The sequence below is a fragment of the Arthrobacter alpinus genome, from assembly GCF_900105965.1.
In the GTDB taxonomy this organism is placed as follows: domain Bacteria; phylum Actinomycetota; class Actinomycetes; order Actinomycetales; family Micrococcaceae; genus Specibacter; species Specibacter alpinus.
On the sequence record NZ_FNTV01000001.1, the window covers coordinates 1,143,017 to 1,155,566 of the forward strand.

Below are 12,550 nucleotides of genomic sequence, written 5' to 3' on the forward strand. Positions count from 1 at the left end.
AGATGCTGGAAGAACGTCCTCCCACGCCAGCCACGCCGAGGTCCTGTTGGACGAGTTGCTTCGGCTCCTGAGCGAGTGTCGTCTTCGTCGAGGACGGCCACTGCATTGATCGCGAACGTCGGCTGCGTGCTCGACGTGCGATGTGATGGGCTGGCGGTCAGAAATTGAATTGCGACGGGTAGTCCCGAGCATCTGTGTGTGAGTACCGAGAGCGTGGCCGATCGGTGCCTGCACGACGCATGGGTTCGTAACGAGTCAGAGTCGTTCGATGGAGCTCAATCGCTGGATTCGGCCTCACGTGCGGCGAATGAAGCCGGAGTCAGGCCGACACGTGTGCGAAAAAAGCGCCCGAAGTTTGCTGGGTCGCTGAATCCCAGATGGACCGCAACGGCGTTGGCATCCCACCCTGCGCTAGTGAGCAGTCGACGAGCCTCGAGAAGTCGGCGCTCATCGATTACCTCACGCGTCCGCTTCCCGGTGGCCTCGTGCGTCGCGCGGCTAAGGGTGCGGACCGAGCAGCCGAGCAGTCGAGCATACTCGGAGGCGTGGTGGAGCTCGCGGAAGCGCAGTTCGAGTGCATCCACGAATTGCGGGTAGGTGTTCCCACCGGACGCTGCCGGGGGAGCGACATCGGGGGAGTTCGCCAGGCGCAGCAGCAGAGTTTCGAGCAGGCTGCGCCGGAGAGCATGATGTACGTTGAGCTGGCGTCGGCCTAGCGCGCGGTGTTCATCCAAGAGCTGATGCACTGTCTGCTGCAGCCCGGCGGCGTCCTGCGCATGTGGGGTAAGCACCGGCGGGGCCTCGTGGGCCGTCACCCGAGCGAGGAGTTGGGCCACATCGGGCGAGAGTACGTCCGGTTCGAATAGAATCAGCTGCCCAAGGGCGGGGCCCGGCGGGTGCCAGCTCTGCGCATGCCCAGGACGAACCCAAAGCCATTGACCGGCGGCCACGGTCTGAGTGACATAGTCAACGTCATGGACGAACTCGCCCTCCGTGACGTGCACCAAGTAGTGGAACGTAGCTCGGCCGGGTCTATTCGAGGCCCAGGGCCACGGATCGTATCTGGCGAAGAAATCCTCGAGCGTGGTGACTTCGATACGATGCGGGGTGCCAACCGGCGGTCGGAACCTATACAGCGGTACCGCGGCCCGACGCGCGCTGGAGGGGATTGTAGACCGGGATGATCGTTGTCTACTATTCACTGTGCGTCCTGAATACCTGGCCCGCGCCCGGGTAGGTCGGCCGTCTCAGCAGCGCTCACACCCGGGAGGATGCCTTCCTCGACATCGGCATTCTTGAGAAAGTTGTGCAAGGTCGCTGAGGAGATCCCGTAGTTTCTGGCGATCTGAGCGATCGGGGCTTCATGCTTGCGAAGCACGGTAATAAAATCGCGGCGTAACTCGGCGGGGAAAGGCTTGGACATATCAATATCCTTGCTGCAAGGAAGGTATCCTCACAAGTCAGGTGTCAAACCAAGTCGGGGCAGACCCGTCGCCGGAGTAGGTGGAGCCGATCGGTGGTGGGGTTCGGGTGTTCATGGCTGGGGCGTTGCTTGGGTGTTGGGATGATCGCGTCGGTTTGTTGGGTAGTCGGCGGTTAGCGGTGTGGGCTTGAAGCCTTTGACGATCAGCCAGATGCCGAGGGAGAGTTCGAACACGGCGACGGGCAGTGCGGCGAAAAGAGCGATTGACGATACCGCGGCATAGATGCCAAAGTAAATCGCGATGTCGGAGGCCAAGAGCAGCGGGGCTCCGATGAATGCAATGATCGGGAAAAAGCGGGGCACCAGGGCCGAGCGGTACAGCACGTAGCCCAGGAATAGGTCACATGCTACGGGCATCAGGCTCTGCGAGAGCAGGAACATCCAAGTGTAGTTTGCCACCAGGCCGTGGGCCATTGTGGCAAGTGTCGCCGGGTCCGCGTTTGCCGTTCCCGCGACGTCGTTGCGCAGTGTGATGATCGAGAGCAGGCTGACGACGCTGACAAGGATGAGACAGGTTTCGATAAGTCGGGCGGCCACGAACCCCAAGGCTGCGGTTTGACTGACCCGCTTTGCCACGGGGTATAGCACCAAGGCGGTGCCAATGCCGGCCAGGCCGACGATGACCTCGGACAGGGCACCCAACTGCACCCCGGTGGTGCTGCCAGCGCCCAGCACGAAGGCGCCTGCATCATCCTTCACCGCCTTGTAAAGCGCGAGGGTGGGGATGGAGACAAACGTCAGCACATACAGCACGCCGACGGTCAGGGAGACCCTTCTTATCGGTGGCATTCGGCGTCTCGAGCTTGAAGGGCTGAGGGGTGGGGTGGCGTGGATGTTGGTGGCCATGGTGTACTCCTTCGAGGTTGGGTTGGCCGGTTGAAATTAGTCGTGTGCTGCAGTGGGTGCGGGATCACGTCAGCTTTCTGGCAGCGGGTCCGGCCCGAGGCCGATGGGTGCGTCCGCGGATTGGGACACGTCCTGGCCTCCCATGTCGAGCCGGAGCGGCGGGTATTGGTTGGTCATTAGTGTTGCGTAGGTGCTGACTCGGAACACCCATCTGTTTAGTCCCATGATGAGGTCGAGTAGACCGCGGGGGTAGAGGCCAGCAAACAGCAGGACGATGGCGGCAATGAAGACCAGCAGGCCGATGAGACCACTGCCGTAGGCCCAGGCGTTGTTATCTCGCACCTGGCTGTAGCCGGCCAAAGCAGCACCGGTGAAGACACCGATGATCAGGTAGTGAGGCAGCGCGAGCAGCCACCACTTCACCAACACGAGCCCGCGTGAGAGCGACTGCGGGTGCTCCATGGACAGTCGTGCCGGGTAGTTCGGATCGTCGGCCAGACTGAACGGCGGATAGCGGTCGGTGCCCAGCGCGCTGTAGGGGTAGTAGCCCACCCGCCACGTCCAACGCTGCACGCCGACATTGAAGTCAAAGATCGCCCGCGGGTAGCGGGCCGTAACCAGAATCGTGAAGAACGCGAGCACCGACAGCACAAGGAATACGATCCACAAGAAGAACAGCACGACGACGTGGGGGGGTGACCAACAGCCACTTGACGAGCCACAGCCAACGGCTTGGATGCGGGGAAAACTCACCGTCGAGAACGGGAGGGCAGGGGAACTGTCGCTCCATGAGGAATCCTTCCATGCGCCAAGATGCCAGCCACTTTCACGTGGGCGACGCCAGCGTCCCAAATGAGGTTGGCGTCTCCAATCCGTTCAGATCCGCGACGCATGTCGGCGGGGAAGCCATTTAGTCGACATGCGCAACGATATGCTGCTATAAAAGACATGTCAATGGATGCATGTCCCTGATAGTAGATAGGGTGGATGACATGACTGAATGGGGTTTCCTGACGAATCACTTGCATGCGCTCTACTGCGTCGCGCTTCACCCCGGCATCCGGATCCGTGAGATCGCAGACAGCGTGGGAGTCCAGGAGCGGGCGGCACACCGGATCGTGGCGGACTTGGTCGCGGGCGGTTACCTGACCCGCCGCCGGGTAGGCAGTCGGAATTTCTACGAGCTGCATCCGAATCAACCGATACGCCGTGAGGGGCTAGATGAGGTTGCGGTCGGTGAGATTCTCGATGTGCTCCTCAGGCCGGAGGTGAAGCATTCCACAACGCCAGGTGCCGCCGTTGGGGCATCCGGGACTGTCAACGGCGGCGTCAGCTGACGAGAACTGTCCACTCGACACTGCCACAGTGAGGGCACTACGTGTGACATGTCTTGTTTGCGCTTCAGGGGGAACGTTTCCAGTCCAACCAAGTCGGTGCTCCGTTGCCTGAGGCGTATTGCGACGGTGTTGTCGTGGACTTGTTGCGAGGATTTCTTGGGCTTGCTGTTGGCGAAGTAGCAACCCGTCACCTAGTCCAATTCCGGCGCTGGCCCAACATGGATAGACGTGGCCGCGACCCCAGTAGGAGTCTTCATGAACGGCCGCATGACGGGCAGGAAAAGTCGTTGGACGACGCAGGGGTCCTCAGCCCCAAATGCCGTACTGACCCCTCCTGGGTGCAAAGCGTTGGCGGTGACTCGGCTGGCCTGGAACTTCTATGCCAATCCGTGGGTAAAGAGGACTGTGGCGAGTTTGGATTGACCGTAGGCGCGCGCACCGGAATAGTCCTGTTCGCCTTGGAGCTCGTCGAAATCGATGCGCCCCGGGCTTGCAATGGGGAGGACACAGCGACTTTGCACGAAGGGTGACATCTTCCGAAGGTGACTGCACTGAGTGTCCAAAGTCCTCTGTCCTGGGCTGGTGCGACTACCGATTGAATTAGCCGAACCTCGAACGGGACCTGGGGTGACTTGCCGTGACAATGGCACTCCCGCAGCTTCTGGCGCCGAGTACAGTCAACGGAAATGAGCGACGGGCGAGTCCTACGATTCAGTTTAGGCTCGTCAAATGGACGTCTTCGAAATCTCAGTTGATGACGAGCTGTTCCGTATCAGCGAGAGGTATCAGCCTGACGGGAGGCTCAGCTGCGACTATTCCTGGCTCAATGGTCCGGCGGTAGGAACGTACGGGTTCACGATCGGGCGTAGTGGTGGCGAGGCGGCGCCAAACGATTCAGACGGCGCTTCACGGATGTCCAGGGAAGCCCTGGTTGAGGAGGCTCGTTCCTTCCTAGATTCGTTCTATGCGGCCGGAGGCGTAGGCGAAGAAGACTTCCCAGATCATATTCCTACGCGGATCCATGGAAACATTGGTGGGTAATTGCTCGAATGCAGGCGGACCTCTCGATCGTAGAAAAGCCCACCAAAACCCCAGACGGGGAACGGTTTGTGAGACGGGTATATTCCTCTGCAGGTCCAACGAGTTATACCTGAACCTCAACTAGTGCTGGCTGAGTTTCCAGAGCTGGGAACCGAGCCCAGTGGCGAGTACGTGTGCTTGCACCAAGGGTAGCCACCAGCATTCCCAGGGTTCAGACGCGCCGCCGTGCGAGGGGTCTTGTTCTCCGGCGACCCAACGCCGTGAAAGATCTTGCTGGGGGACTCTTAGTTCTAGGAAATGCCGGTTTGCGATTTCATCTCGCATTGGCCGTACGTCGTAAGCCATCGTTCCCAGTTCGCGGCTGACGATGCCTTCTAACCCTGTCTCTTCAAAGAGTTCGCGCTGTGCGGCTTGGGTGGGAGTTTCGCCAGGTTTTATGGTTCCGGCAGGTACTTGGACTCCTGTGATGTGCATGGGGTGTTGTAAATGAGTGAAGACCAGTAGGCGATCATCCTGGACAACGTAGCAAACGGCTTCTTCTTTCACAATTGGCATTGATTGAGAGTATCAGCGGCACAGAGGGCGCTTTGGGTGATTCCAATTTCCGGAGGTGGCTGAACAGCGCACGGATGGCTGTCAGGGGAATGCTTACCGGGCAATCGCAGAGATTGCTGCGTGCGGGCGGCTACCGGAATCTTGGCGGGCTTCGGTATCGATCACCGCAAACCCGGCGGCATGCACCAGGGAACTCATCTGATCGACTGACCAGTAGTATGCCGGGGCAACAGCATGGTCGAACGGTTCTGCGGGCTCGCCATCGAAAAAGCCCACGAGCAGGTGGCCTTGAGGCGAAAGAACGCGAGCGAGCTCGGAGAGAACTGACGGTAGTTCTGCTGGCGGCAGGTGAATCAGTGAATACCAGGCGAGCACTCCATTTAGGCTGCCATCGGCTTCATCGAGGGTGCGGAGCGAGGAGACTCGGAATGATACATCGGGGAAGCGAAGGCGGGCGCTCTCAATGAATTCGGGCACCAGGTCAACGCCTGAGATGTCGGCACCCCGTTGGTGGAGAAAATCCGTCCAATGTCCTGGTCCGCATCCGGCGTCGATGATGCGGCCTCTAATCTGCTGAGCCCATTGCCCAATACGCTTCCGATCAAGCTCATGCATGTCATCGACGGTCCCAAGAATGGCTGTGTACTCGGATGCCCGTTCGGCATAGGCCTGTTGAACGTGAGAGTCAGTCATGCAAGCAAGTCTAAGGACCCACCAGCACGACCGTTGGCATGATCTCCTCCCTCGCTGAACCGTAAGGGGTGTCCAATTTAGACATCGCCAAAGTGTCCCGTTAGCCGGTCCGGGACCTGGACGTTGAATTTCTCACCTCAACAGTGGCCGCCGGATCGACGATGCAGTCCCGCGGGGAATCCTTGAGCGGACAAGGGCGTCGAATCGACGTACACTCGGGAGCCATTGGAATCACCCGCGGGAGCAGGATGAGATATCAGGATCCATCGTGGTGGCAGTTGGGGTGCCTTTACGCAATCAGCGGAACGATCCTTTTGCCGCCGCTACCCCTGGCTAGTGCTGTTGTCGAAATTGTCTCCGTGGCCATCACGACGACCTTCATGATCGTTAAGGTTGTCCGCAGTCGTTCGGCCGATAAACGCAAAGGCCCGGCATCATTTTAGGAAACCCACAGCTGAACGATCTGACGAATGAAAAGTCAGTTCTGCAAGACGAACGTTGAGCGGGAACGTTGCAGGTGCCTCAGTGCGGCGATGGCGAGACCCCTGCGTGTTTGGCTGGATCGTCCTTGTGGGCAGGTCGGGAGGCTTTTCGTGGGTTGTGTCAGAGGAGGTGGGTTGTGGCTGCCCACTGGAGGAGGATGACGGTTTTGCCGTCCACGATAGCGCCATTGGCTGTCATGGCCAGTGCTTCATCGAAAGGAATCTCGAGCACTTCGATGTCTTCGCCGTCCTCTGGCAGGCCACCTCCGGGGGTTGTTCGATCGTTCGGGCGGTACTGTGCGGCGTAGAAGTGGACGCGCTCCGTGACTGAGCCGGGGCTCATGTAGAGGTCGAATATGTGCTGCAGGTTCCCGAGGGTGACGCCGAGTTCTTCGCTGGCTTCCCGCCGGATGGCGACTTCAGGAGTATCGTCATCGAGCAGTCCCGCGGCCGTTTCGATGAGCATGCCATCGCTGTGCCCGTTGACGTAGGCCGGGAATCGAAACTGCCTTGTCAGCAAGACAGTTCTCCTGACGGGGTCGTAGACCAGGATTGTGGCACCGTTTCCCCGGTCATAGCTTTCTCGCGCCTCCAGGACCTGTTGCCCGTCCCGCCGGCGGTAGGTGAAGGTGGTTCGACGCAGAACATGCCACCCGTCCGAGGTAACCTCGACGTTGGCGATCCGGACGTTCGGGTTTCCATCCAGATCGGCACCTGCTCGGTTCAGTCCTGTTCGCCCTCGACTGTCAGGTATGTCTACGCCAAGCTGTCCAAGAAGGGGGCTCCCATTGGTGGCCATTACTGAACCGTGTCCACGAGCGGCGCTTCGACGCCGGGGATGTCGCCCAAATGGTCATAGACGGGTATCCCGCGGTCTCTGGCCAGTGCAACGTCCTGGTCGGCGCCGCGTGACTCGCCGGGCAGCCTCAAGACCGCGTCGCATCGCTGGAGGAGGCGTTCGGCGGCCGGATACATCACCTCACCGGCCAGTGGATCCGAGAGGTCAGTGACACCCGCACTTTCCAGTACGGGCAGGGCGACCCACTCGCCGATCATCGGCAAGTGTCCGGCTTGAAAGATAGGCCACGCCGCAGCCTCAAGCCGGTTGAGGTTCCGGCGCAGCAGTTCCGGGTCATCCCCCGTTCCGGAACGGTAGGGGCCGGCGATCAGAATCATTAGGGATTTGGTCATGGACGTTAGAATAGTGCATAAACATGCAAAAGCCGGAAGGAACATGAATGCTTGCTGCTGAACGACACACCCTCCTGCTGCATCGCTTGGCCAAGGACGGGAAACTTGTTGCCAAGGAAATCGCGGCCGAGCTGGGCTTATCCGACGACAGTGTCCGTCGTGATCTCCGCGAACTTGCCGCGGCAGGGCTGTGTCAACGCGTGTACGGCGGAGCCCTGCCCGTCTCGCCAGCAACAGCCGATTATGCCGCCCGCACCAGTGTTGAGCCGGACAGCAAGGACCGGGTTGCCCGCCGCGCCGCCCGCCTCATCGATCCAGGCGCTATCGTCATCCTCGACGGCGGGACCACAACTCTCGCCGTCGTGCGGGCCCTTCCTTCTTCGCTGAAGTGCACCATCATTACGCACAGCCCCACGATCGCCGCAGCACTTGTGCCCCATGAAGGCATCGAAGTCTTCCTCCTCGGTGGTCGACTGTTCAAGCATTCGGCCGTGACCTGTGGCGCCGCAGCAGTGGAGGCAGCGCAAACAATCTCTGCCGACATTTTCCTCCTCGGGGTGACCGGTGTGCATCCCTCAGAGGGACTGACCACAGGCGACGTTGACGAGGCAGCCATGAAGCGGGCACTGGCCAGCCGGGCCGGCGACACCTATGTCCTCGCAAGCGGCGAAAAGATCGGCGTCACCTCCCGCTACCAAGTCCTGCCCTTGAACAAGATCGCAGGAATCATCACGGACCGTCCCCATGACGACCCGACCCTCAAAGAGCTCCAACGAAACGGCACAACCCTCATCGCCACGCACGATTGAGCGCCACCAGTCGGACCCCCATCACTAAGGCGGTATTCAGCTGGCGCATTTCGAACTAGGTCACTCAGCGTCCGCTAGGCCGGTCCGGATCCAGGACGTTGAACCACCTAGCTCAACAGCCGCTGTGAGATCGATGGTGCTGTCCGCAGGGGAACCCGGAGCGGGAATTCGGAATACTTATGCGCTCAACCCGGACACGCCCAGCGTCCAGAGGGGGACAACAATGGCAGCGACACCCAGTGATGCCATGAGGCATCGCAGGACGATTAATTTTCGTTCTGATCCAATCACGGCACTGGCTGCCAGTAGTGCCGAGAAGAGACTAACGATGACTACAGTTCCCCATCCTGCGGGACTGAAAGGGGCATCCAGGCTGCAGCTGGCTGGTGCAGGGTAGATGGCCGGGCACATTGTGGGCAATTGTTGGGATGACCAAGTGAGCCACAGGGATGCACCGGTGACGACTGCTGCTCCTACGGTACTGCGCCACAGGGGACGGGGCCCGGGTGCAGTGGCAGGTTGCGTCATGGCTTCACCGTACCGGCTGATGCGGGTTGGTTCGTGCTGACGCGACAAGTACCCAACTACGTTTCACAGGGGCTCCCGGTTGGAACGGGGCAGGCCGTAACCGGAACGCTCTACGGGACACCGGCGCGTTGGAGTCGTTCCGGTGCCTGACAGGTGAGCGCATCCAGTGCGACCGGCGGGGATTGGAAGAGACTTTCACCGCGGGCGTTATGCAGTGCAGGCCACAAGCTCGCGGCCCAGGCAACCTCCTGCTCTTCGTCGGTAAACCGTCTATCACGCGCCTGCTGGTAGGCGTCAATGAAATTTCCCGAGCTTTCGATGGTTGACAGTGTTGGGGTGGCGGTGCTGGCAAAGGCGCCGGATGCTGCACCGACGATAGCCGCTTCCGGGAGGGCGACGAGGCTATCCCAATCGTGGACCGCCCATGGGAGGTCTCCTTGCCAGCGAAGATTTTGGCTTTCCCAGTCGCCGTGCCCAACAACTAGGGGTAAGACTCCTTGTGCCAGTCGTCGCGATACGGAACGGGCAATGTCATGCACGTGTCCAGGTACGAGGTCTTGGTTCATGGCGTCTACCACTGGATTTGTTGGCCACAAGCCACCTGTTGGCGGATTCCAGTGCATCCACGGAGGCGGTGCGCCAAGCCCGGTGGGGGACTGTGATTCAAGAATCTCCATCAGACCCGCCAAGAGTTTCGCGGACCGGGCGGCAAAGGAAACCTCTCCACCGGAGCGCATTTCACCGCCAGCAAGCCATGTCTCAGCACTGACCACCACACCCGGTTCGAGTAGGTCTGCTCTGGTCAATGGCCGGGCACACGGGAAGCCAGCATCCGCTGCAATGCGCTGAATTTGAAGGCATCGACTGATCCTGTCGGCGGAATCAGACCGGACCTTGACGGCAACAGTGCCTTGCTCATCGGAGTCGTAGCGGAACTGATGAGACATTTGACCGCCAGCTTCGGCACGCAACGACGTGAGAGTGCCGTGGCCGAGCACGCGAAAACACCACGCCTCAACTTCAACGAACATTGATCTCAACACCATCGTTCGATTCTACAAACAGGGAACCTGCGGCTAGTTCCACCATCGGCCATGACTCTCTGGTGTCGCATTCTCTACCGTGCCGCATGCGAAACCTTGAACGGGACGGTTTGCTACTCCTTGTGCCGCCTACGCAGTATTGACGTGCGAATCCGTGTGCTCGCGCTGGAGAAAGTCGCGAGGCAGGCTTTGCGGAACCCTGTTTCAGGTGCACCAATTTAGTGTTGAGGGGGTTAGTTGCATACGTCAGAATTTGATCTAGAGGCACTCTCACGAGGTTGGAGCGACTGGCTTCGCCTCGCCGAGGTCCTGCAACTATTTCGTGAAGCAGGATCGCCGGCGCCACGAGAAGACTCAATTTTGTGGGTGCTCAGATTTTGCAGCGAAGGTGTTCTGAAAGCAGGAAACTACGATATTCAGGGGCTCAACTAGTGGCCGGAACGTGGCCAAGAACTGGAGATCAGGATGCGTGAATGGCTTGTCCCTGACCCTCGTGATCCGTTGGGCGAAGTCATGAATCTCATGTTCGATCTCACAGCCATCGGTATGCAGTTAATCCCAGAAGATCTGCAATGCTGCCCCTAGGTCTGGCATGCAGGATTGTTCGCGGCAGCGCGAGAAATCCCCAAGAGGAATCCTCTACGGGCGATTTCACATACTTAACGATCGCGACAAACCCGCCACGCCGGCCTTCGAGGTAGAGCCTCAGAGTGGGTTCAGGCGTGCCTTGAGCAGGCAGAACTCATTGCCTTCGGGATCGGCCAGGACATGCCACTGTTCGTCCCCTGTCTGGCCGATGTCGGCCGGGAGCGCACCGAGCTTCAGAAGGCGTTCGAGTTCGGAGTCCTGATCGCGGTCGGTGGCGTTGACGTCGATGTGCAGTCGGGATTTTCCCTTCTCCGGCTCATCCCTGCGACTGAGGAAGATTGTCGGCTGTGGACCGCCGAACCCTTCGCGCGGCCCGATTTCTACCGAGCCGTCGTCCAGTCGATCGAGCACGACGAAGTCAAGGACCTCGCACCAGAACCGCGCCAATACCTCAGGGTCGCGACAACCGAGCACGAGCTCACCGATACGACATGCCATTAACGTAACCTGCTCTCTGTATGGGAACTGCCGAGGCGGCCAGACATGGAACTCATATGCTCCGAGCAGTGAAAACAATGCCTGAATTGTACTGGATATGGCGATGCGCGGGGGAAATAATTTCAGGGCCGCCCCTGCCTCGGCAGCCGGGCAGGCCCGTTGGTCATGCAGTGGGGAAACTGACTTTGAGAAACGACCAAGTGCCTGGCTCCCACCTTGCAGGAAGCGGGGGCTCCCTGCGCTTGACCGGGTACCAAGAGGGAACGGCGGATTCTGGCGGTCAATGCAACAGGAGGGGTTCGATCAGTTCGATCGGTTTCTTGGCCTCTAGTCGTTTGCGTGGTCTGTCGTTGAGTTCAGTGGCGACCCAGTCAAGATCCTGGGCACTGTGGATGCTCAAATCAGTGCCTTGGGGGAAATACTGACGTAAGAGTCCATTGAGTGCTCGTTGATGCCACGCTGCCAGGGCGAATGCGGGTCGCAAAAGTAGATCTCGATCCCGATATCCAGCTTCACCGTTTTCCAGTCCTGCATTTCGATGCCCTGGTCCCACATCAGCGAATGCCGCAGCGCTTGGGGGTGTTGATCTTCGCGGTCAACGCTTCACGCATCTGCTCGGCTTTGTAGCCATCGTGTAGGTGAACGAGCATCGTGTAGTTGGTAGTCCGCTGCACGAGTGTCCCAATAGCGCTCTGGTTACCTTTGCCGATGATGATGTCCCCTTCCCAGTGCCTTGGCACGGCACGGTCCTCTACCTCCGGCGGACGCTGGGAAATGTTGATCATTCCTAGGATCCGGTTCCTACGCTGCCCGGCCTTGTGGGACGGACGCCGCACAGCCCTCCCGGTGCGTAAACACGTAGCCAGATCCCGATTCAAGGCGCCCCGGGACTGGACATACAAGGACTGGTAAATCGTCTCCGGTGACACCCGCATCTCCTCATGGTCGGGGAACTGGACCCGCAATCGTCCTGCGATTTGTTCCGGTGAATACTTCTTGGCAAGGTGCTCTAACACTTTCGCACGCAAGAGCGTATTCCTGTGGAGTTTGGCCGGTTTCGGCCGGCTGGCACTCTCATAGGCGAGGATATGGGCAGAGGTTGCCCGATAGGCGGTGCCAGGTTTCTTGTTGCGCCCCAACTCCCGGGATACCGTCGACGCCGAACGGCCAATAACCTCCCCGATCACTCTCAAGGACTGACCTTGGGCGCGGAGAATCGCGATCTCTTCACGCTGGATGAACGCCAAGCACCGGCCCATCCAATTCCTGCCACGGCGAGGTCGGACGCCACCGGCAGCGGCCAAGACAGTGCGCCCCGTACGCCTACTGGTATTGATCTGAATCACAGCATCAATAGTGAAATCACCAGCCCGCATCCCTACCCAAAACACCTGTATTAAATCCGGCCGGAAAAGGATCAAATACTCCGCCATGACAACACTCATTCACTAAGTGT

14 protein-coding genes and 1 pseudogene are annotated in these 12,550 nt (G+C 59.7%); 3 read left to right on the plus strand and 12 right to left on the minus strand.

All coding sequences use genetic code 11. The features are described from left to right. Positions 1–275: 275 nt before the first annotated feature. The 4 genes from BLV41_RS05390 to BLV41_RS05405 all read right to left on the minus strand — a co-directional run bounded on the left by BLV41_RS05390 (position 276) and on the right by BLV41_RS05405 (position 3,010). Complete coding sequence (locus tag BLV41_RS05390) at positions 276–1,004, minus strand: helix-turn-helix domain-containing protein (protein ID WP_244516987.1); 729 nt, start codon at positions 1,002–1,004, stop codon at positions 276–278. Between the two features lie 194 nt (positions 1,005–1,198). Then, positions 1,199–1,423 (minus strand): hypothetical protein, encoded by a 225-nt coding sequence (locus BLV41_RS05395; protein ID WP_074710904.1) that lies wholly within the window; start codon positions 1,421–1,423, stop codon positions 1,199–1,201. Positions 1,424–1,534: 111 nt separating this feature from the next. Then, a complete protein-coding gene (locus BLV41_RS05400; RefSeq protein WP_083360608.1) occupies positions 1,535–2,329 on the minus strand; it encodes a DUF4386 domain-containing protein in 795 nt (264 codons plus the stop codon). Between the two features lie 69 nt (positions 2,330–2,398). Then, on the minus strand, positions 2,399–3,010 hold the full coding sequence (locus tag BLV41_RS05405) for a DUF4389 domain-containing protein (RefSeq protein WP_211481605.1): 612 nt from the start codon (positions 3,008–3,010) through the stop codon (positions 2,399–2,401). A gap of 311 nt (positions 3,011–3,321) precedes the next feature. On the opposite strand from BLV41_RS05405, the gene BLV41_RS05410 reads away from it, so the two are divergent. Both BLV41_RS05410 and BLV41_RS05420 read left to right on the plus strand, forming a co-directional pair. Next, positions 3,322–3,666 carry a helix-turn-helix transcriptional regulator gene (locus BLV41_RS05410; protein ID WP_074713117.1) on the plus strand — a complete coding sequence of 115 codons (345 nt, stop codon included), beginning with the start codon at positions 3,322–3,324 and terminating at the stop codon, positions 3,664–3,666. A gap of 729 nt (positions 3,667–4,395) precedes the next feature. Beyond that, a complete protein-coding gene (locus BLV41_RS05420; protein ID WP_074710906.1) occupies positions 4,396–4,707 on the plus strand; it encodes a hypothetical protein in 312 nt (103 codons plus the stop codon). Between the two features lie 120 nt (positions 4,708–4,827). On the opposite strand, the gene BLV41_RS05425 is transcribed toward BLV41_RS05420, so the two are convergent. The 4 genes from BLV41_RS05425 to BLV41_RS05440 form a co-directional block, all read right to left on the minus strand. Then, positions 4,828–5,262, minus strand: a complete 435-nt coding sequence (locus BLV41_RS05425) for an NUDIX domain-containing protein (protein WP_074710907.1) — start codon at positions 5,260–5,262, stop codon at positions 4,828–4,830. A 93-nt stretch (positions 5,263–5,355) separates the two neighbouring features. Beyond that, on the minus strand, positions 5,356–5,955 hold the full coding sequence (locus BLV41_RS05430; RefSeq protein ID WP_074710908.1) for a class I SAM-dependent methyltransferase: 600 nt from the start codon (positions 5,953–5,955) through the stop codon (positions 5,356–5,358). 603 nt (positions 5,956–6,558) lie between these two features. Beyond that, complete coding sequence (locus tag BLV41_RS05435) at positions 6,559–7,236, minus strand: NUDIX domain-containing protein (protein ID WP_074710909.1); 678 nt, start codon at positions 7,234–7,236, stop codon at positions 6,559–6,561. Further along, the gene (locus BLV41_RS05440) at positions 7,236–7,628 is read right to left on the minus strand and encodes a DUF4406 domain-containing protein (protein ID WP_244516738.1); all 393 of its coding nucleotides are present in this window, start codon (positions 7,626–7,628) and stop codon (positions 7,236–7,238) included. The genes BLV41_RS05435 and BLV41_RS05440 overlap by 1 nt, the downstream gene beginning before the upstream one ends. Positions 7,629–7,675: 47 nt before the next feature. Between BLV41_RS05440 and BLV41_RS05445 the strand changes: the two genes are divergently transcribed. After that, complete coding sequence (locus BLV41_RS05445) at positions 7,676–8,437, plus strand: DeoR/GlpR family DNA-binding transcription regulator (RefSeq protein ID WP_074710911.1); 762 nt, start codon at positions 7,676–7,678, stop codon at positions 8,435–8,437. 177 nt (positions 8,438–8,614) lie between these two features. On the opposite strand, the gene BLV41_RS21585 is transcribed toward BLV41_RS05445, so the two are convergent. From BLV41_RS21585 to BLV41_RS05460, 4 genes and pseudogenes are all read right to left on the minus strand, one after another. Continuing rightward, positions 8,615–8,965, minus strand: a complete 351-nt coding sequence (locus BLV41_RS21585) for a hypothetical protein (RefSeq protein WP_139244221.1) — start codon at positions 8,963–8,965, stop codon at positions 8,615–8,617. A gap of 110 nt (positions 8,966–9,075) precedes the next feature. Next, the gene (locus BLV41_RS05450; protein ID WP_211481607.1) at positions 9,076–10,011 is read right to left on the minus strand and encodes a phosphotransferase; all 936 of its coding nucleotides are present in this window, start codon (positions 10,009–10,011) and stop codon (positions 9,076–9,078) included. A gap of 702 nt (positions 10,012–10,713) precedes the next feature. Next, entirely contained in the window at positions 10,714–11,094 is a 381-nt protein-coding gene (locus BLV41_RS05455) for a VOC family protein (RefSeq protein ID WP_074710912.1), read from the minus strand. A 280-nt stretch (positions 11,095–11,374) separates the two neighbouring features. Continuing rightward, positions 11,375–12,539 (minus strand): annotated as a pseudogene (locus tag BLV41_RS05460) (IS30 family transposase). Positions 12,540–12,550: the final 11 nt, after the last annotated feature.